Origin of the sequence: Pseudomonas saliphila (assembly GCF_008638345.1) — a bacterium.
GTDB classification, from domain to species: Bacteria; Pseudomonadota; Gammaproteobacteria; order Pseudomonadales; family Pseudomonadaceae; genus Halopseudomonas; species Halopseudomonas saliphila.
This window is the reverse complement of the sequence record NZ_VTVA01000007.1, coordinates 143,815-164,135: the sequence shown is the minus strand read 5'-3', so window position 1 is coordinate 164,135 and position 20,321 is coordinate 143,815. Positions and strand designations below refer to the sequence as shown.

Here is a 20,321-nt window from a genome sequence, read left to right as displayed (position 1 = left end):
GATCCTGTTGCCCGCCCAGTCACAGCAGACGGGGTATGGCAGGTGATTAGGGTTCAGCTCCTGCTGCGACACCTTCTTGCGGATGCTCGCCGTATCATGGCGCGATGGCAGCCTGACCGCGCTAGAGTGCCACGAGTAACTCCTGATCGATCCAATTCCGCATTGCCATGGCCAACTCTTCGGGTGAGCCCTGTCGGCTACTGAACCCCGCCAGTTGAACGGCCAGGGGCATGGTGGCGCAGGCCGCGCTCTCCGCACTCTGAGTCCAGACCGGCATGCCTTTTTCGTGCATCCGACCGCACGCGGCTACGCCGTCTTCACCCATGCCGCTAAAGATGATCGCGCCACAATCCGGACTGAATGTTTTGACGAGCTCATCCAGTAACACCTCTATCGCTGGCTGGTAGGCGCCCGGCCAGGGCTGATCAGACAACCGCACCTCACCGCCGGGACCAAACTCGATCGCACGTCTGATAGGCGCGACCATCACCTCGCCTTCGTGCAGGCGCGAACCTTCCTCACAATTAAAGAAACGCCAGTCGTTATGACGACCCAATATTTGCGGCAGTTTGTACTCGAAGCCCTGATCAATGTGTTGTGCGTAAATGAACGCCACCGGCAGATCGGCCGGCAAGGCATCCAGGAAACTTTTTACCGCTGCGGGGCCACCCAGCGACGCCGCCAACAACCAGACACAACGGGCAGCAGGCAAACCAGATGGGCTTGGGGTAGCGACCGACATACTCGGCGCCTGACCCGCCGGAGGATTACCCAATAAGGGCTGCAACTTGTTATACAGCCTGCGTTTCCAGCGTGGGTAGTCTTCGCTGTGCCGGTCGGGCACTTCCCCCGTTCCCAACAAAACCGGGACCGGACTATGCTCGAGCAGCCACTCAGCCAGTACCGATTCTTCGGACAGTTCAAGCAACCAGGCATCAGTACTCACCGCCGCCAATTGGGCACAATCCAGCCGCTCAGGCTCGTTGGCGAAGACTACCCGGTAGCCGAACTCGCCCAGCACCTCAGCCAGCAGCTTTCGCTTGGCTGGCTGACTGGCGAGCAAGGCAATGGCCGGCGCAGGTACCGGTGTCTCATTCACGAATGGTAACCAGCTTGCCTATTGCCTCAAGCAGCTCGGTTTCCTGGTAGGGCTTGCCGAGGTAATTATTGACGCCGATAGACCGCGCCCGCTCACGGTGTTTTTCACCGGTCCGGGAAGTGATCATGATAATTGGCAGATCCTGCAGCCGCTCATCGTGACGCACCAGTGTGGCCACTTCGAAGCCATCCATACGCGGCATCTCGATGTCCAGCAGCATGATGTCCGGCTGGATATCCTGCAGCATGGCAATCGCTTCTACCCCGTCCTTGGCCGTAACCACCTCCATACCGTGACGTTCAAGCAAGCGCGTCGTGACCTTGCGAACGGTAATCGAATCATCCACCACCATGACCAGCGTCGAACGCTCATCCACCGGCGCAGCGAGGGCCTGAGCACGCTCTGCGGCCAAGCGTTGCTGGGAATGCAAGGCCTGCTGGGCGCGAATGACTGCTAACAGATCGAGGATCACCACGACCCGTCCATCACCGAGGATGGTGGCACCCGAGATACCCGGCACCACGGCAAACTGCTTGCCAAGACTCTTCACCACGATTTCCCGCGAGCCAGCCAGCGCGTCCACCTGAACGGCCATGCTGTGCTCGGCACCGCGTACCAGAATCACCGGCAGCGGCAGTGAATGACCGGTCAGCCGGGGCTGCTGGCCGGTGACCAATAATTCACCGAGGTAACGCAGGTCATAGGGCTTGCCAGCGTATTCGAAGGGCGGCGCATCCGGAGCGTAATAGGCCTCCAGCTCGTAACCCGAAACACGGACAATACCTTCAATGGTATTCAGCGGAATGGCAAACAGGTCATCACCTGAATACACCATCAGTGCGCGGTTCACAGAAACCGTGAATGGCAGGCGGATGGTAAATGCCGTGCCCTGGCCCGGCTCGTTGACCAGCGACATGCTGCCACCGAGCTGCTTGACCTCAGCATTGACGACATCCATCCCGACGCCGCGACCCGATATCTGGGTAATCTTGTCCGCGGTGGAGAAGCCTGCCTCGAGAATCAGCTGCAGGATTTCGTCATCCGAGAGCTCGACATCGGAGTCCAGCAGGCCTCGCTCGATCGCCTTGCGGCGTACCGCATCGAGGTTGATGCCGCGACCGTCATCGGCCAGTTGCAACACAATTTCACTGCCTTCACGGCGCAAATCCAGGGTAATGCGACCTTCTTCCGGCTTGCCGGCAGCGTCCCGACCCGCTGGCATCTCGATCCCGTGATCTACCGCATTGCGCAGCATATGTTCCAGGGGGCCGATCATGCGCTCCAGCACGCTGCGGTCCATTTCCCCTTCAGCGTTACCGACCACCAGTTCCACCTGTTTACCCAATTCGCCAGCGACCTGTCTGACGACCCTGCGCATCCGCGGCAGCAGCCGATCGAACGGCACCATGCGGGTACGCATCAACCCTTCCTGCAATTCGGTATTCACCCGCGCCTGCTGAATCAACAGGGTTTCCGCATCGCGGCTCTTGGACGCGAGGGTTTCCTTCAGGTCGAGCAAGTCCGATGCCGATTCGAACAGCGAACGTGACAACTGCTGCAGCTGGGAATAACGGTCCATTTCCAGCGGATCGAATTCCTCATAGGCTTGTTCGATCTCTTCCTGATGTCGCGAAAGAATCTGTGCCTGGGTTTCCATATCCAACCGGCGCAACTGGTCGCGCACCCGATCGATAGTACTTTCCACATCCAGCAGCGTATGGCTCAGATCAGTAACCTGCTGCTCGATTCGGCCACGGAAGATAGAGGTCTCACCTGCCAGGTTCACCAGATCCTCGAGCAGTCCGGCAGGCACCTTGACGGTTTCCTGCGCGCCGTTGCGGCTGCTCGTGCGGCGCTCGTCTCCGGCTTCCATCGCCTGCTGTAGGATCGCCTTGACGTCCGCCAAAGTTTTTCCGGAATCGATGACGCGCGGCGTTTCCGTGGTCTTGCTGGAGGAGGTCACGCTGCCGGGTTGGCTGTGCGCAGTCAAAGACCAGTCGATCGCCGACAATTCCTGACCCGAGGCAAGCATTTCGATAGCGCCCTGCAGCTCGTTCAGCGAACGTCCCAACAGTTCCAGTTGGTCGGGTTCGCTTTCGTGTAGCGCGGTTTCCAGCAATTTCGCCTGTTCGGCCAGATCATGCTGGTTGGCGAGTCGGGCACTGCCTTTCAGCGTCTGCACGCGATGCAACAGATCGTGAGCCGCGCTGGGGTCCTCATCCTTGCGCTGTAACAAGGCCGCACAGGGCTCGAGCAACTCACGCGCTTCCTCGAGGAACATCGCGAGCATGCCCTGCATGGGCTGGGAGAATGCCGATGGCGACACAGCGGCGGGCAAGCCCGACGCCTGCACATTGAATTCGGACTGTGCCGCGGTATCGCGAGACGGCAATTCGACCGGTTGATCCGGATGCGCGCGGTAGGTGCGTATGGCACCAATCAAACCCGATCCATCACTGATCGGGCGCCCAGCCACAACGCCTTCGACCATATCCGCGAGACTGTCGTGGCAGGCATGCAGCAATGCGGCAAGATGCTCACTGGGTTGGTAGCGGAATTCACAAATCCCTTCGTAGAGGAACTCCAGTTCATGCGCGAGATCGCCGACCGGACGTATCTCGGCCATACGTGCGCCGCCTTTCAGGGTATGCAGGTCACGTTGCAGGGCTTCAACCGCGATGTTATTGCCCGTATCGTCAAGCCAGGTACGCAGGCTCTCGCCTGAACTTTCGACGATCTCCTGCGCCTCTTCCAGAAAGATATCGACCAGTTCGTGATCCGTGACCGCTTCGCGTGGATGCCACATACCCGGCGGCGTTTCGTCAGGCAGTTCCTGGGAAACCATTTCCGACAGTGGGTCGGCCGCCGGGGTGGTGTCTGCTTCAATCGGCGAGGCGATGGCTGCCGGCGAGCGCTCATCCACAAACAGTGCTTGCAGCGCGTTCAACTCGCTCTCGGCAGGTACCACGAATTGATGGGACGCCACCTGATCCATCATTACAATCAAGCGGTCATGCGCGGCCTCGAGCGCCAGTGCGACCCCATCATCGAGCTGCAAGCGGCCATCGAGAATAGCTTCATGCACTTCTTCCAGCCGCTGGCACAAGGTTTCCAGTGCATTCAGTTCGACATCGCCGGCGACCTCGCCCAGCTCTCTCAGGCTGCGAACCAGACCGTATCCGTCGATCTCCCCTTCGCCACGACGCCAGGCCTGCAGTGCTTCCGCTGCGTCCAGCAACAGCTCAATGCCCTCGGTGAGGAAAATCGATAGCAGCCCCGCTTCGTTGTCACGGCTGTCTTCGGCATCCGAGCGACGGCTTTCGAGCTGACTGAGCCCTTCGGCGTGCAACGCTCGAACCCGTTCCAGGAAGCTCTCGGACCCTTCGATAGCGCGCTCCGGATCCGACGGCAGCTGCTTCAAACCGGTCTCGATCATATCGACGGCTTCACCCAACAGCGCTGCCACGGCAGCATCCGCGTGGATCAGATTGCCTTTGAAGTCCTTCGCCAGTTTTTCCAGCGGGGTAACGAGCCTGGCGATCGGCTGGATGCCGGCCATGTGCGCACTACCCTTCAGGGTATGCAACGCACGCTGCAAGGCATCGCTAATCGGCTGCGGCACGGACTCGTCACAGAGTGCGATGAACCGGCGCAGTTCCTCTATGTGAACTCGGGTTTCGTTATTGAAAATCTCCAGCAACAACGGATCCATACCGGACGTGGTGTCGGCTAACGCTTCGGCTTCAGTTGCTTCGGCTGCTGGCAGCGCATCGGCATCAATGGGAGAGTTCTGGGCAGTCGGGTCAAACGCCGTCTGCAGCGTCTCAGCCTGGTCAACCGCTTCCAGAGGATGAGCCTGTTCGTCATCCGCCATGCCTTCGTCTGCCGGCGACGGAACATCGACGTCGTCAGCAGCGATCAGCGGCTCGGAGCCTAGCTGTTCACTGACCCACTCCTCTTCCAGGTGTTCAACCTCGCCGGAATCGGAAATCCCCTCAAGGGTGTGTTCATGCTGGTCCGGCTCAAGCTCTGACTGCTCGCTTTCTGACAACGCGTCATCAACATCAGCCGTGTCTTCGGCGCGCTCGATGTCGTTCAGCTCTGTTGTTGCGTTTACCAGCGGCGCTGGCTCAAGCTCATCCTCGGGCAGTGCAAGGCCTTTGGCTAGCGCGTCGGCCTGCGCCGTCAACCTGATGACTTCAGGCAGCTGCTGCTGGGTATTGGCAGCAAAGTCATCCACCAGACGCGGCATGAATTCGCGGACGGCATTGATGACAGCGAACACCGACGGCGTCAGTTCGACGCTATGCTCTATCACCTTGTTGAGCATGTTTTCTACCGACCAGGACAACTCCGCCAGCACCCCGGCCCGCACCATCCGACCGCTGCCCTTGAGGGTGTGGAAGGAGCGCCGCACTTCGGCACGCGCCTTGTGATTCTCCGGCTCGGCCTCCCAGATCGGAGTGAACTCGGCCAGGGCCTCCAACACTTCACCGGCTTCTTCGATGAAAATCTCGACCAGCTCGGTATCCAGCTCTTCAACGTCCTCAGGCGCTTCAACCAGTGCTTCAACCGCGGGGGTCTGCGCAGGCGTCTCTTGGGTCGGCTGCATCTCGGCTTCGGCCTTGCGCCGGCCAATGCTTGCTGGATCGTAGTGCAGAACTGCCAGTCGTTCTTCGGCTACCGCGAGGATACTGTCGCCGCGGTCGCTATCGTCTTCTGCCAATCGCTCAAGGTAATAATCAATACTGGTGATCACGTCGGCCAAGGCATCGAGCGCCTCCCACTCGGGAATGGCCTGCGTGGCGATGAGCTGCTCGGTGACATACAAGCGGCAGGCACCCAGCGTATTGGCGGCGCGCTGCAATCCCAGCATCTCCATGCCGCCACGCACGCTATTCAGACATTCGTCAACCGGCTGGAGCTGATCATGATTCCATTGATGGGCGATAAAAGCGTTGATCGCATCGCGGGTGTGCTCCAGTGCGTTACGTGCTTCCTGAACCACCTGCTGATGCACCTGGGTCATATCCTGGTTCACCGGCGCGCGGCTGGAATCCGATTCGCCTTCTGTTTCAGCGGGTTCTTCGCGCTCCTGCCCTGATACACCCTGCAGGCTGGCTTCAACGAATAACAGTCCGCCAGCGATGTCCATCAAGGCAGCATCATTGGCCTCGGCTTCGCCGGTTGCGAGCTGTTCCAGCCGCACAATCTGTTCCTGCAACACACGACGGGGCTGACCCAGACCCAGCATCGCCAGCGTATCGGCAATCTGCTTCAGGGTCGGCAGCAAGGCCTTGAGATTGGCCAGTTCGGAACGATCGCTGCGTACGAACAGGTCCAGACGCTCCTTGACCTGCAGCAGCTCTTCGCCCAGCGCCACCACCACTGACTGCATCGCACTGCGATCAGGGCCCACCAATCGGCTGCCCGATGACTGCGCATCACGTTCGGCCTGGGTCCACAGGGTCCGCAGCTGGTAACGGTCCTTGAGCGCATCCAGCCTTGGGCTGCTGCCCAGGCTCTTGGCGACATAGAACAACAGATTGCGCTGCAGTTCCGGAGGAGGGGTCTCGCCGCGCGCGGCAATGCCTTTCTCCACCAGCTTGCGAAGCTCACGATCACCCTCACGCAACAGATTGCGAATCGCGGTACCGGTCTCGATGGTGCCCAGCTCAAGGCCTTCGGCCACACCTGCGAAAATGGTCCACAGGTCGCCAAAGGGAGCGCCCTTGAAAAGCGATTCCAGGCGCGCAAAGACTCTGCCCAGCTGATGGCTATTGGCGGCTACGTTCTGTTCCCGAATAATCCCGGCCTGAGCGGTCTGCATAGCCTGACGCAGTCTGCGCAGGCGCATCACGATCAGCTCATCGGCAAACTCGGGGGACGGCGACATGTCGATACCGCCCTGCTCCCCCAGATCCGGACTGAAGAGCGCGTTTTCGGATAACAGCTTTTCGCCGCGGGCCGAGCGCATATCGTTAAGCAGCGGCAACAGCACCAATGGCAAGTCCCGACGCCCACTCTGCACCCGGTCAAGGTATGCGGGCATCTGCAGAATCGATTGCATCAGGACTTCCAGCGCCTCCCCTTCACGGTTTGCAGTGCCGTGCATCAAGGATTGCGCCAGCTGCTCCATTTCTTCAGCCAGCAACGCAGCGCCATAAAACTCCACCATCTGCAACGTGCCGTGAACCTGATGAATATAGGTCAGGCAAAAACGCAGACGTGTTGAGTCCTCGGGGTTTTCTACAAAAGCTTCCAGAGCCTGTCGCGCCTGGCCCAATGTCTCGGAAATTTCGCCTTTGACCCAGTCGAGGGCGACATAATCATGCCGATCACCCATATTCACTCCAGACTTCCGTTGCTTTCCCGTCGCACATAGGCCTGCACCCGATCATCGGGTACGCGCTCGAGCAAGGGATTTTTCCAGTCCACAATCTCACCTAAACCGATGACCAACATGCCGCCCGGCGCCAATCGGCTGGCCAGCAGGTTGAGCAAGTCGCGACGACGCCAACGACGGAAATAGATGAGAAGGTTCTGGCAGAAAATGATATCCAGATCCCGTATCGGGGCCTGGGCCAGTTCGAGAATATTCAGGCGGGTAAAGCAAACCCTGTCGCGCAGCGCCGGCATGACTTCATGCCGTCCGTCCCTGAGAGCGCTAAACCAGGTAGATCGTTCTGTCTGCGTCAGACCTCCCAACCGGGAAGTGGAATACTGGGCGCCACGCCCCTGTGCGAGCGCCTTGGGGCTGATGTCACTCGCCCAGATACCAAAGCCATCCTCGCTCAGGCCAGCGGAACGCAGGCACTGGGCGGTGGTGATGGCAAGTGAATAGGCTTCTTCACCGCTAGCGCAACCAACACTCCAGAGATGCAATGGTCGCTGCACGGGGACACTGGCCAAGCGTTGATGCAGATGCCGTGCTACGCAGTCGAATGACGGTCTGTGGCGCATGAAGCTGGTTTCGCGAACCGTCACGTTGTCCAGCAACGCCGACCATTCAATAGCGCCTATTGGTCCTTGAGTGACATGCTCGTAGTAGGTCTGATAGTCGGTCATGTGTTTCTCGCGCATCCGTGCACACAAACTGGTCTGCAAAAACAATCTGCGCTGATCGCCCACACAGACACCAGTACGCGATTCAAGCAAGGCCTGCCACTGACGGAACTGTGTATCGTCCATGTCCGGCAAATGCTGCAATGACCAGTTCGACGCTTTCACCGTGAGCCCCTCGCGTTAGCCGGATACCGGGGGCCGGAGCCCCCGCGTACCGGTCAGCCTTTCTGTGGCAGAGTGAAACCGTCGACGGACTGACGCATGCTTTCGGCCAGCTTGGCCAGCTCGCCAATGCTCCGTGCGGTAGTGGTCGTACCGGCGGATGTCTGCGAGGTGATCTCCTGAATCACGTTCATGGTATTGGAGATGTGGCCGGCGGACGAAGCCTGCTGGCGGGCAGCGTTGGAGATGTTCTGAATCAGCGCAGCAAGACTGGTAGATACCTTCTCGATTTCCTCGAGGGCAACTCCCGCGTCCTGCGCCAGTCGTGCTCCGTGGACAACCTCCGCAGTTGTCTGCTCCATGGAGATGACCGCTTCGTTGGTATCGGTCTGAATCGTCTTCACCAGGGCTTCAATCTGCTTGGTGGCACCGGATGACCGTTCAGCCAGGCGCTGGACCTCATCGGCGACCACCGCGAAGCCTCGACCTGCATCACCCGCCATGGAGGCCTGAATCGCGGCGTTCAAGGCCAGAATGTTGGTCTGATCGGCGATGTCGTTGATCAGGCTTACGATATCGCCAATCTCCTGGGACGACTCACCCAGACGCTTGATGCGCTTGGAGGTGTCCTGGATCTGCTCACGGATGGTATCCATGCCAACAATGGTGCTCTGCACCACTTCGTTGCCTTTGTTGGCAATGGCTACCGAGCGCTCGGCTACAGCAGAGGATTCCGCTGCGTTGGCTGATACTTGGTCGATGGATACGGCCATTTCGTTCACGGCCGCCGAGGCGCCAGCAATTTCCTGGGCCTGATGCTCGGACGCTTCGGCCAGATGCATCGCCGTGCCCTGGGTGCTCTGCGCGGCTGTCGCAACCTGCAAGGCGGTATGGTTGATGGTCTCAACCAATGCTCGCAGCTGATCGATCGAGAAGTTGATCGAGTCGGCGATGGCGCCGGTGAAATCTTCGGTTACCGTGGCTTCTGCAGTCAGATCACCGTCGGCAAGGTCGGCAATTTCATCGAGCAGACGCAGAATGGCCGCCTGGTTGCGCTCGTTCTTCTCTGCGGTTTCCGCCAGACGCGCACGTGTTTCGCGGGTCATCTGGATACCGATCAGGAAAATACAACCGAGTGCGATAAGGGCAAGCGCGTAGCCCACCAGGGTGTTCGTCCAACGCGCGTCGCTACGCTCTTCAAAGCCGCCAGACAAAGCCGAGGCGTCCTCCAGCAGCAGCTGGGAGTCGGTAAAGATGTCGTTGGCGGCCATGCGTACCTGGTACAGTTCCGGCGAGGTCAACAGGATCTCGTCGACCGAATCCGATACATAGCTGAACATGTCCGCAACATCGTTCAGGCGCATGATGGCGTCTTCATCAGTAACCTGCGTAATGCCCAGGTCCTCATCGCCCTGCAACATGCCATTCAGCACACGTCCGAACAGGCTCGCATCCCGACCAAAGCTGTCAGCGGCCAGTACCGAATCGGCATCGCCGGACAACACCCGGTTTACCGAACCAAGAATACGTTCAGCGAGCAGCGACTGACGCTGGGCAAGCGACACCTGGCTGGGGCTCGCGCCTGCAGTGATCAGCACGTCTACGATGTCTTCGTATTCGACCTGCAGCTGCGGCACGGTATCGGCCAGGGTGACGGCCACTTCATGCAGCGAGAGCACTGTAGCTTCACTGGCCAGAATCGCATCGGCGTTCTGGCGGACACGATCCCAGTTGTCCTGCACCCGAGTTACCTCTTCCTGCAACGCGGCGGGAGCAGCAGGCAGACCGGTTTCTTCGCGGCCTTTGGACAGGTAATCCCAGCGCTCCTGGAAGTCATCGCGAGCGGCGGCCAGCAGACCGAACGCTTCAGGCGTACCGGTAGCCGCTTCGGTTGCAGACTTGGAAATCTGCTGGGACAACACCCTCAGTTCACCGGAGTGACCGATATATTCAGTGTCGTATGCACTCTGAATATTCAGGTAAAGGAAGTTGACGAATAGCAGCAGCAACGAAACGACCAGAACGGCAAACAAGCCGGTGATAGTTCGGTTGCCACGCATGGCGGACAATTTGTTTGTATCGAGCTTTTTCATCATTTGGCCCCTACCTGGCCCACGGCATTTTCATGTGAAGCTTGAACTCTTGCGTACCGGCGAACACCGGCCGCCCCAAGTCAGATCGCTACGTCGAGGAACGTCTGATCGCGCGCCAATGCACGGAAATTGAATACCAGCGAAACCTGTTCACGAACATAGGCGCCGGCCACATAAGGCTTGAATGCCTCGGCGGTATCCAGTGCCTCTGAAGTAAAGGTGCTGACCGGGAAGTGCTGCATCCCGAGAACCTCGTCCACCAGTAACCCTACGAACACGTCGTCCCGATCCAGCACCAGCACCCGACGCTGTTTACGCGGAACGCTGATCGATGAGCCAAAGAAGCGACTGAGATCGATGATCGGTAATAGCCGGCCCCGGACGTTAGCCACGCCACGCACCCAGGATTTCACTCTGGGTAATGCGGTATACCGCGGTTCGTGGAGTATTTCTGCGACTTCGCCCATAGCCGCGACCATCGACTGGCCCGCTAGTCGGAAACCGACTCCGCTCCAGGTTTCGCTGACCACTTCCTGGGCAGGCAAACCCGCAGCGTGTTGCCGGCACTGCGCAACGAGCTGCTGGAGGACATCGAAAGGGTGAGTAGAATCTGCCATGCCATCCCTGTTCTGGTTGCAAACGCGGCATCAGACGAGCGTGCGCTCGGCTTTTAGTTGCCCAATACTGACTTGAGAGTATCGATCAGAGTAGCTTCGTCGACGGGCTTGGTCAGGTAATCCTTTGCACCCTGACGCTTGCCCCACACTCTGTCGGTTTCCTGATCCTTGGTCGTGACGATAATGACCGGAATGTGTGCGGTCTCGGCATCCTTGGTCAGTTGCCTGGTAGCTTGAAAGCCATTCAGGCCAGGCATCACGATATCCATCAACACCGCGTCAGGCTTCTCCTGGCGGGCAAGTGCCACACCATCGGCGCCGTTTTCGGCCTTGAGTACTTCGAAGCCATTTTTCTCAAGCATGCCAGTAAGCTTGTATAGCTCAGTTGGCGAATCATCTACTACTAGAATTCGAGCCATTGGACTCCCCCGGAGAATCTAACAGGCGCGCAGGGATTACGCCCCGGCAGCACCAGCGACTTTGTTTTGAGTTTGCGGAACATGGGCGCGGATCGCGCCGAGAAGCTCTTCCTTGCTGAAGGGCTTGGTAAGATATTGATCAGAACCCACGATACGACCCTTCGCCTTATCGAACAGGCCATCCTTGCTGGACAGCATGATCACGGGGGTTGCACGGAAGGCGCTATTGTTCTTGATCAGTGCGCAAGTTTGATAGCCGTCGAGACGCGGCATCATGATGTCGACAAAAATGATATCGGGGTGATTGTCAGCAATCTTGGCCAGGGCGTCAAAGCCGTCCACTGCGGTGATGACAGTGCATCCGACTTTTTTCAGCAGGGTTTCTGCCGTCCGTCGAATGGTCTTGCTGTCATCGATGACCATGACCTTCAGGCTCTCGAAATTTTCTTCCATTAGACCAGCCCTTTTTATATATGGGTCGTTTTGAGCGGCATGGTGCCAACCCCCCTCGACCAGCCATTCCCTTAGAGCGTACTTTTAGCACAGTTTATTTGACCAATCCATAAAGCTTGATCATATCTGGAACATTCTGCGAGTTTAATCAACCTTTTGCCAGACGGCCCCAAGAGGTAGACTCAGACCCTTCCAGCACATCAACAGCGGTGGCACCGAATGCGTACACGTCTTGGCATTGTCATGGATCCGATCAGCGCGATCCACTACAAGAAGGACAGCTCCCTGGCCATGCTACTGGCTGCCCAGGCGCGGGGCTGGGAGTTGTTTTATCTCGAGCCTCAGGATCTCTTCATGCAGGACGGCAAGGCAATGGGCTGCATGCGCGCCCTCACCGTTCACGCCGATTCCCAGACGTGGTACGCATTGGGTGAGGAACGTCACGCCAGCCTGACAGAGCTGGATGTCATACTGATGCGCAAGGATCCGCCGTTCGACAATGAATTTCTCTATGCCACGCACATCCTCGAAGCAGCCGAAAATGAGGGCGTACTGGTTGTAAACCGGCCTGCCAGCCTGCGCGACTTCAACGAGAAACTGTTTGCCACTCAGTTTCCCCAGTGCGCGCCGCCAAACGTCGTCACACGTCGAGCAGACATACTGCGCGCTTTCGCCCACACGCACCGTGATGTGATTCTCAAACCACTGGACGGCATGGGCGGCACCATGATCTTCCGCATACGCGAAGATGATCCGAATCTCAGCGTCATCATCGAAGTCCTGACCAATCATGGTCAGCAGCAAATCATGGCCCAGCAATACCTTCCGGAAATCAAGGATGGTGACAAGCGCATCCTGATGATCGACGGCGAACCAGTACCCTATTGCCTGGCACGCATCCCGAAAAAGGGTGAGACCCGGGGCAATCTGGCTGCCGGCGGCACAGGCGAAGCACGCCCACTCACCGAGCGGGACCGCTGGATCGCGGCTCAGGTCGGACCGGTATTGCGTGAACGCGGCTTGCTGTTTGCCGGACTGGACGTCATCGGCGACTACCTTACCGAGGTCAACGTCACCAGTCCGACCTGCATTCGTGAAATCGACGCGGCGTACGACACCGATATCGGCGGCGACCTGATGGACACAATTGCCCGCCTGCTCGAAGCGCGACCGGGCGCATAGACTTTTTCACCGATCGGCGGCAGACTGCGCAACATTATGGATAGCACGGTTTGCCGCCTTCAGGCCCAGCAAACCCTCGCACTCATCAGTCTACGGAAAGCATGAAGAACGCAGCTACCGCCAGCCCCCCTGTCACAGAGCAGGCCATCACCCCGCGTGATCGCCTGGGCTTCACGCTGTTCCTGGCGGCCGTCCTGCATGCGCTGGTAATCCTCGGCATCACTTTCGATCTGCCGACTCCCAGCGAGCTGTCCAAATCCCTGGAGATTACCCTCGCCACCCAGCAGTCCGATCAGGCACCAGAAGAGGCCGACTATCTGGCGCAGATGAATCAGGAAGGCAGCGGTACTCTGGACGAAAAGGCCGCACCCAGCACCGTCGAGGAAGCCCCTTTCCAGGACACCGAGATTAATGAGGTCAGCCCTGCGCAGGAAGTCAGCGCGCCCCCGCCGGAGCCGGAGAAACCGCAACAGACGGTAACCACCACCGCTCCCAGCCCCGACCGGGTCAGCAAAGCACCGCAAAAGCCCGAGCCCGTGGAGTCACCCCAACCAACCCAACGCTTTGACATGTCGCGCTTGTCCCAGGAAATCGCCAGCCTGGAGGCCCAACTTGCCGAAGAACGCCAGCAGTATGCCAAGCGCCCACGCATACACCGCCTGAACGCCGCGTCGACCATGCAGGACAAGGGCGCCTATTATAAGGAAGCCTGGCGCCGTAAGGTCGAGCGCATCGGCAACCAGAACTACCCCGCCGAAGCCCGGGATCAGCGAATCTATGGCAGCTTGCGCATGCAGGTGCAGATCAACCGTGACGGCACCCTGCGCGACGTCAAGATCCTGGAAAGCTCCGGACAGCGGCTGCTGGACAACGCCGCATTGCGCATCGTCCGCCTCGCCGCGCCCTTCGCGCCCTTTACCGGCGACCTGATGGATGTCGACGTACTGGAGCTGGTTCGGACCTGGCGATTCGAACCCGGTGATCGGGTTTCCAGCTTCTGAAGCCTATCGGCTAACCTCTCTGCCGGCCGATGCCCGCAGCTAGGCGCATAATCAACGTCCGTTGCCGCTTCGCGCTTGCAGCTGTCAGTGCTACCCCCAATACTATGGGCATGACTGATATCACCCCGAACTACCTGACTCATCATTTCCTGATCGCCATGCCGCACATGGCCGATCCGCGTTTCATGCACAGTCTTATCTACCTCTGTGATCACAGCGAGGAAGGTGCCATGGGCCTGGTGGTCAACCAGCCCAGCGGCCTGAGCATGAACGACATTCTCGAGCAGACTTCCCCTGAGCTGGATGTGCCCTCCGATATCGCCGATATCCCCGTGTACAGCGGCGGACCTATCCAGACCGAGCGCGGCTTCGTGCTGCATCGCGGGCCACGGCGCTGGGAAGCCACCCTCGATCTAGGCTCGATTCAGCTGACCACCTCCCGCGACATCCTGTTTGACATGGTCAACGGCCAGGGTCCGGACGAATCGCTGGTGGCGCTGGGTTATGCCGGCTGGGAGCCAGGCCAGCTCGATCAGGAGCTTGCTGAGAATGCCTGGTTGAGCTGCCCGGCGGATCTTCACATCCTGTTCGACCTGCCGGCCGAGCAACGGCTTGGCGCCGCAGCGCGGACCCTGGGTATCGACCTCAGCCTGCTGACCAGTCAGGCAGGACACGCCTGATGACGCCAGCGTTACGCGTTCTAGGTTTTGATTTCGGCACCAAACAGATCGGCGTTGCGGTTGGCCAGAGCTTGACCGGCAGTGCCGAGCCACTGATTGTGCTGCGCGCCCGCGACGGCATTCCTGACTGGAACCAGATCGCCCGGCTGATCGACGAATGGAAACCCGACGCACTGGTCGTGGGCCTGCCGATCAACATGGACGGCACCCCCAGCGACATGAGCGTCCGCGCCGAGAAATTTGCCCGGCGCCTCGAAGGCCGCTTCCGCGTCACCACCCATTGTGTCGACGAGCGCTTATCCACTTTCGAAGCCAAGCAACAGCTGCGTGATGAACGCCGCAGCCCGAGCAGCTATAAAGACAACCCGGTCGACAGTCTCGCCGCAGCACTGCTGCTCGAGACCTGGCTGGGAACCCTGTCCAAGGAGAGACAATGACCGCCCTACCCGAGGTTGGCCCGCTGCTGGACCGCATGGCCGAGGAACTGACTGATTATCTGCAGCATCACCAGCGCAGTGATCCGGCCTTCGTCGGCATCCATACCGGCGGCGTGTGGATCGCCGAGCAGCTGCATAGCCGCTGCTTCCCCGATGCCCCCATGGGGACGCTGGACATCGCTTTTTACCGCGACGACTTCGAGCGCCACGGCTTGCCACAACGAGTGCGCCCCTCGGAGCTTCCGTTCAATATCGATGACCGTCATCTGGTGCTGGTCGACGACGTCCTGATGACCGGCCGCACCATTCGCGGCGCGCTGAACGAACTGTTTGATTACGGTCGCCCCGCCTCGGTTACCCTCGTCACACTACTGGATATCGAAGCCCGCCAGCTGCCCATCCGCGCGGACATCCTGGGAGCCAGCCTGGTGCTGCCTCCGGGACGCCGGGTGAAGTTGACCGGCCCTGCCCCATTGAAGTTGACCCTGAACCCCGCAGACTGAGAGCCCTATGAGCGTGAATTCCAGCCAACTCCAATTGAACCAGCAGGGCCAGCTTCGACATTTCCTGAGCGTGGAAGGCCTCTCCAGAGAACTGCTCACCGAGCTACTCGACACCGCCGACTCCTTTCTCGAAGTCGGCGAGCGTGCAGTGAAGAAGGTGCCGCTGCTGCGTGGCAAGACGGTGTGTAACGTGTTCTTCGAAAACTCCACCCGCACCCGCACCACCTTCGAACTGGCGGCCAAGCGCCTCTCGGCCGACGTGCTCAACCTGAACATTTCCACCTCTTCGACCAGCAAGGGTGAAACGCTGTACGACACCCTGCGCAACCTCGAGGCGATGGCGGCCGACATGTTCGTGGTGCGCCACGGGGACTCGGGCGCCGCGCATTTCATCGCCCAGAAAGTGTGTCCTGACGTGGCCATCATCAACGCCGGGGACGGCAATCACGCGCACCCGACCCAGGCCATGCTCGACATGCTGACCATCCGCCGGCACAAGGGCGGATTCGAGAATCTCTCTGTCGCCATCGTCGGCGACATCCTGCATTCACGCGTCGCGCGCTCGAACATGCAGGCGCTGCATACGCTGGGCTGTCCCGACATTCGGGTGATAGCGCCACGCACGCTGCTGCCCGCCGGCATCGAGCAATACGGGGTGCGCGTGTTCAATGACCTGCGCATCGGCCTGCGTGACGTGGACGTGGTCATCATGCTGCGCCTGCAGAAGGAACGCATGCAGAGCGGCCTACTGCCCAGCGAGGGGGAGTTTTACCGCCTCTATGGTCTGACCAGCGAAACCCTGGCGCTGGCCAAGCCCGACGCTCTGGTCATGCATCCCGGCCCTATCAACCGTGGCGTGGAGATCGAATCGGCCGTCGCCGACGGCCCGCAATCGGTCATCCTCAATCAGGTCACCTATGGTATCGCCGTGCGGATGGCGGTGATGTCCATGGCCATGGCCGGTCAGAACACCCAGCGTCAGCTCAACCAGGAAGGCCAGTAAACCATGCGACTGACTATCGAAGGTGCGCGCGTCATCGACCCCGCCAGCCAATTTGACCAGATAACCGACCTGCACATAGCCGGCGGCCGGATCGAAGCCATCGGGCCGGCGCCGGAAGGCTTCAAGGCGGAGGTGATAGACGCCCGCGGACTGATTGCCAGCCCGGGCCTGGTGGACCTGAACGTCAGCCTGCGTGAGCCGGGCTTTTCGCAGAAGGGCACCATTGCCAGCGAAACCCGCGCGGCCGCCGCCGGCGGTGTCACCAGCCTGTGCTGCCTGCCGGACAGTAACCCGGTGCTGGACGAGCCGGCCGTTGCCGAGCTGATACTCGATCGCAGCGAGCGCGCCGGTCAGGTGCGCGTATTCCCCATCGCCGCCCTGACCAAGGGCCTAGATGGTGAGCATCTCAGCGAACTGGTGTCGCTGCGCGACGCCGGCTGCGTCGCCTTCACCCAGGGCCTGGCGCCGATGAAAAGCAACCGTATCCTGCGCCGCGCGCTGGAATACGCAGCCGGGTTCGACCTGCCGGTGATTTTCACCCCGCAGGATCCGGCGCTGGCCGAAGGCGGGCTCGCCCATGAAGGCCCGACAGCATCGCGTCTCGGGCTGACCGGCATCCCCGAGTCCGCGGAAACCGTCGCGTTAGCGCGCGATCTGCTGCTGATCGAACAGACCGGCGTACGCGCCCATTTCAGCGGCCTGAGCAGCGCCCGCGCCATGGATATGCTGGCCGATGCCCAGGCGCGTGGCCTGCCGGTGACCGCCGATCTGGCGATGTACCAACTGATGTTGTGCGACGAGGATCTGGAAGGGTTCTCCAGCCTAATGCACGTCCAGCCACCGCTGCGCAGCCGCAAAGATCAGCATGCGTTGCGTCAGGCGGTACAAAGCGGTGTGGTCCAGGCCATCTCCTCGCACCACCGGCCCCATGAGCCTGAAGCCAAGCGTGTGCCCTTCGCTGCATCCGCACCCGGCATCAGCAGCGTCGAGGTATTGCTACCGCTGGCGCTCAGCCTGGTGGCGGATGGTTTGCTGGAGCTGCCGGCACTGCTCGCGCGCCTGACCTGTGGCCCGGCCCGGGCATTACATCTGCCAGCGGGGCAGTTGAGCCTTGGCGAACGGGCGGACATCACCCTGTTCGATCCGGCTGCCTCCAGCCAGATCGGTCAGAACTGGCTGTCGCGGGGAGCCAACTGCCCGTTCCTCGGCCTGGGTGTGCCGGGCGCAGTGACGCACACCATCAGCGCGGGCCGCTTGGTCTATCAGGCGTAATAAGGTAAATGGGGGAAGCCCGCTCCGGATCCGGAGCGGGTTCAATCAAGGTTCAGCTTAGCGCCGGCGAAACTCGTCCGCATCGGGCTCAAGCGACAGGCCCGTGTTGATATCGCCCATCAGATGCTTGCCGTCGGTCTCCGAGCCCAGCTTGATTAACAGACGCAGGTCGTTGGCCGAGTCGGCATGCGCGAGCGCATCTTCGTAGGTGATCTCGCCCTGGCTATAGAGTCTGTATAGCGCCTGATCGAAGGTCTGCATACCCAGCTCGTTGGACCGCGCCATCAACGGTTTGAGCTCATGCACTTCGCCCTTGCGGATCATGTCCGCGGCCAGCGGTGTATTGAGCAATACCTCAATGGCAGCGCGCCGTCCCTTGCCGTCCGGCGTCGGAATCAATTGCTGCGCCACAATCGCCTTGAGGTTCAGCGACAGATCCATCCACACCTGCTGGTGCATGTCGGTCGGGAAGAAGTGGATGATACGGTCCAGCGCCTGGTTCGCATTGTTGGCGTGCAGCGTGGCGAGACACAGGTGACCGGTTTCAGCAAAGGCCACGGCGTGGTCCATGGTTTCCTTGGTCCGCACCTCACCAATCAGAATCACGTCCGGCGCCTGACGCAGCGTGTTCTTCAGCGCGGTCTCGAAGGAATCAGTATCGATCCCGACTTCACGCTGGGTAACGATGCAATTCTGGTGCTGATGGATGAATTCGATCGGGTCCTCGATCGAGATGATATGGCCGCTGGAGTTCTTGTTGCGATAACCGATCATCGAGGCCAGCGAAGTGGACTTACCGGTACCCGTGGCACCGACAAAGATCACCAGGCCACGCTTGGTCATCGCCAACTTCTTGAGGATCTCGGGTAGCCGCAGATCTTCCATGGTCGGGATGTTCACTTCGATGCGTCGCAGCACCATGCCGACCAGATTGCGCTGATAAAAAGCGCTGACCCGGAAGCGTCCGATGCCCCGGGCGCTGATGGCGAAGTTGCACTCGCGGGACTCGGCGAAATCACGCCGCTGGGCTTCAGTCATCACCCCGAGCACGGTTTCCCGGGTCTGCTCGGGCGAGAGCGGCGTCTTGGTCACGGGCATGATTTTCCCGTTTACCTTCATGCTGGGCGCTACGCCCGCGGTGATAAACAGGTCGGAAGCGCCCTTCTCGACCATCAGCCGCAACAATTTTTCGAATTCCATTACTATCCCTCGATCGCCGTCCGGGCCGGTATGAGCATATCGGCCTGCATTGGCAATTAGTTAGATGCCATCAGCCACTTTGGCTTTCTCGCGCGCCGCGTCACGGGTGACAAGTCCCTTGGCTACCAGGCCTTTCAGACACATATCCAGGGTCTGCATGCCGATGTTCCCACCGGTCTGGATGGCGGAATACATCTGCGCCACCTTGTCTTCACGAATCAGGTTACGAATCGCCGGGGTGCCCATCATGATCTCGTGGGCCGCAATCCGGCCGCCGCCGATCTTCTTCAGCAGCGTCTGGGAGACGACAGCCTGCAGCGATTCCGACAGCATCGAGCGCACCATGGATTTTTCCTCCGCCGGGAACACGTCTACTACCCGGTCGATGGTCTTGGCCGCCGAGGTGGTGTGCAGCGTACCGAACACCAGGTGCCCGGTTTCCGCCGCCGTCAACGCCAGGCGAATGGTTTCCAGGTCGCGCATCTCGCCCACCAGGATAATGTCCGGATCTTCCCGTAGCGCCGAGCGCAGTGCTTCGGAGAAGCCCAGCGTATCGCGGTGCACTTCGCGTTGGTTGATCAGGCACTTCTTCGACTCGTGAACGAATTCGATCGGGTCTTCGATGGTCAGAATGTGCTGATACTTGGTGCCGTTCAGATAATCGAGCATCGCCGCCAGGGTGGTCGACTTGCCCGAGCCCGTTGGGCCGGTCACCAGCACCAGTCCACGCGGCACATCGGAAATTTTCTTGAACACGTCGCCCATGCCAAGGTCTTCCATTGTCAGTACCTTGGAGGGAATGGTCCGGAAGACCGCCCCGGCGCCACGGTTCTGATTGAAAGCGTTAACCCGGAAGCGGGCGACGCCGGGTACTTCGAAGGAGAAGTCAGTCTCGAGGAATTCTTCGAAATCCTTGCGCTGCTTGTCGTTCATTATGTCGTAGATCAGCGCGTGCACCTGCTTGTGCTCCATCGCCGGCACGTTGATCCGTCGCACGTCACCATCCACTCGAATCATGGGCGGCAGTCCGGCCGAAAGATGCAAGTCCGACGCGCCCTGTTTGGCGCTGAAGGCTAACAGCTCAGTTATATCCATAGGGTTCCCCATAGCGTCCTGCTTGCATGTAGAATGCCGG

16 protein-coding genes are annotated in these 20,321 nt (G+C 60.0%); 7 read left to right on the top strand and 9 right to left on the bottom strand.

Annotation, left to right across the window (positions count from 1 at the left end; all coding sequences use genetic code 11):
* Positions 1 to 121: 121 nt before the first annotated feature.
* The 7 genes from FHK95_RS10005 to pilG all read right to left on the bottom strand — a co-directional run bounded on the left by FHK95_RS10005 (position 122) and on the right by pilG (position 11,908).
* Complete coding sequence (locus tag FHK95_RS10005; RefSeq protein ID WP_235906758.1) at positions 122 to 1,099, bottom strand: chemotaxis protein CheB; 978 nt, start codon at positions 1,097 to 1,099, stop codon at positions 122 to 124.
* Positions 1,092 to 7,445 carry an Hpt domain-containing protein gene (locus FHK95_RS10000; RefSeq protein WP_150304462.1) on the bottom strand — a complete coding sequence of 2,118 codons (6,354 nt, stop codon included), beginning with the start codon at positions 7,443 to 7,445 and terminating at the stop codon, positions 1,092 to 1,094. Before FHK95_RS10000 ends, FHK95_RS10005 begins: the two co-directional genes overlap by 8 nt.
* A 2-nt stretch (positions 7,446 to 7,447) precedes the next feature.
* Positions 7,448 to 8,290: a CheR family methyltransferase gene (locus FHK95_RS09995; RefSeq protein WP_408003612.1), complete on the bottom strand. Its 843-nt coding sequence runs from the start codon at positions 8,288 to 8,290 to the stop codon at positions 7,448 to 7,450.
* 92 nt (positions 8,291 to 8,382) lie between these two features.
* Positions 8,383 to 10,419: a methyl-accepting chemotaxis protein gene (locus FHK95_RS09990; protein WP_150304531.1), complete on the bottom strand. Its 2,037-nt coding sequence runs from the start codon at positions 10,417 to 10,419 to the stop codon at positions 8,383 to 8,385.
* 80 nt (positions 10,420 to 10,499) lie between these two features.
* Positions 10,500 to 11,036, bottom strand: a complete 537-nt coding sequence (locus FHK95_RS09985) for a chemotaxis protein CheW (protein ID WP_150304460.1) — start codon at positions 11,034 to 11,036, stop codon at positions 10,500 to 10,502.
* Positions 11,037 to 11,089: 53 nt separating this feature from the next.
* The gene (gene pilH, locus FHK95_RS09980) at positions 11,090 to 11,455 is read right to left on the bottom strand and encodes a twitching motility response regulator PilH (RefSeq protein WP_150304459.1); all 366 of its coding nucleotides are present in this window, start codon (positions 11,453 to 11,455) and stop codon (positions 11,090 to 11,092) included.
* Between the two features lie 36 nt (positions 11,456 to 11,491).
* Positions 11,492 to 11,908, bottom strand: a complete 417-nt coding sequence (gene pilG, locus FHK95_RS09975) for a twitching motility response regulator PilG (RefSeq protein WP_150302081.1) — start codon at positions 11,906 to 11,908, stop codon at positions 11,492 to 11,494.
* A 219-nt stretch (positions 11,909 to 12,127) separates the two neighbouring features.
* On the opposite strand from pilG, the gene gshB reads away from it, so the two are divergent.
* From gshB to FHK95_RS09940, 7 genes are all read left to right on the top strand, one after another.
* A complete protein-coding gene (gene gshB / locus FHK95_RS09970; RefSeq protein ID WP_150304458.1) occupies positions 12,128 to 13,090 on the top strand; it encodes a glutathione synthase in 963 nt (320 codons plus the stop codon).
* A gap of 101 nt (positions 13,091 to 13,191) precedes the next feature.
* Positions 13,192 to 14,091: an energy transducer TonB gene (locus FHK95_RS09965; protein ID WP_150304457.1), complete on the top strand. Its 900-nt coding sequence runs from the start codon at positions 13,192 to 13,194 to the stop codon at positions 14,089 to 14,091.
* 110 nt (positions 14,092 to 14,201) lie between these two features.
* A complete protein-coding gene (locus FHK95_RS09960; RefSeq protein ID WP_150304456.1) occupies positions 14,202 to 14,771 on the top strand; it encodes a YqgE/AlgH family protein in 570 nt (189 codons plus the stop codon).
* Positions 14,771 to 15,208, top strand: coding sequence for a Holliday junction resolvase RuvX (gene ruvX / locus FHK95_RS09955; protein ID WP_150304455.1), 438 nt, complete (start codon positions 14,771 to 14,773; stop codon positions 15,206 to 15,208). The genes FHK95_RS09960 and ruvX overlap by 1 nt, the downstream gene beginning before the upstream one ends.
* Complete coding sequence (gene pyrR / locus FHK95_RS09950; protein ID WP_150304454.1) at positions 15,205 to 15,711, top strand: bifunctional pyr operon transcriptional regulator/uracil phosphoribosyltransferase PyrR; 507 nt, start codon at positions 15,205 to 15,207, stop codon at positions 15,709 to 15,711. The genes ruvX and pyrR overlap by 4 nt, the downstream gene beginning before the upstream one ends.
* Before the next feature lie 7 nt (positions 15,712 to 15,718).
* Positions 15,719 to 16,714 carry an aspartate carbamoyltransferase catalytic subunit gene (locus FHK95_RS09945; protein WP_150304453.1) on the top strand — a complete coding sequence of 332 codons (996 nt, stop codon included), beginning with the start codon at positions 15,719 to 15,721 and terminating at the stop codon, positions 16,712 to 16,714.
* Between the two features lie 3 nt (positions 16,715 to 16,717).
* The gene (locus tag FHK95_RS09940) at positions 16,718 to 17,986 is read left to right on the top strand and encodes a dihydroorotase (RefSeq protein ID WP_150304452.1); all 1,269 of its coding nucleotides are present in this window, start codon (positions 16,718 to 16,720) and stop codon (positions 17,984 to 17,986) included.
* A gap of 57 nt (positions 17,987 to 18,043) precedes the next feature.
* Here FHK95_RS09940 and FHK95_RS09935 read toward each other — a convergent pair whose 3' ends face one another.
* A complete protein-coding gene (locus FHK95_RS09935; protein WP_150304451.1) occupies positions 18,044 to 19,186 on the bottom strand; it encodes a PilT/PilU family type 4a pilus ATPase in 1,143 nt (380 codons plus the stop codon).
* Positions 19,187 to 19,246: 60 nt separating this feature from the next.
* Complete coding sequence (locus FHK95_RS09930) at positions 19,247 to 20,281, bottom strand: type IV pilus twitching motility protein PilT (protein WP_150304450.1); 1,035 nt, start codon at positions 20,279 to 20,281, stop codon at positions 19,247 to 19,249.
* Positions 20,282 to 20,321: the final 40 nt, after the last annotated feature.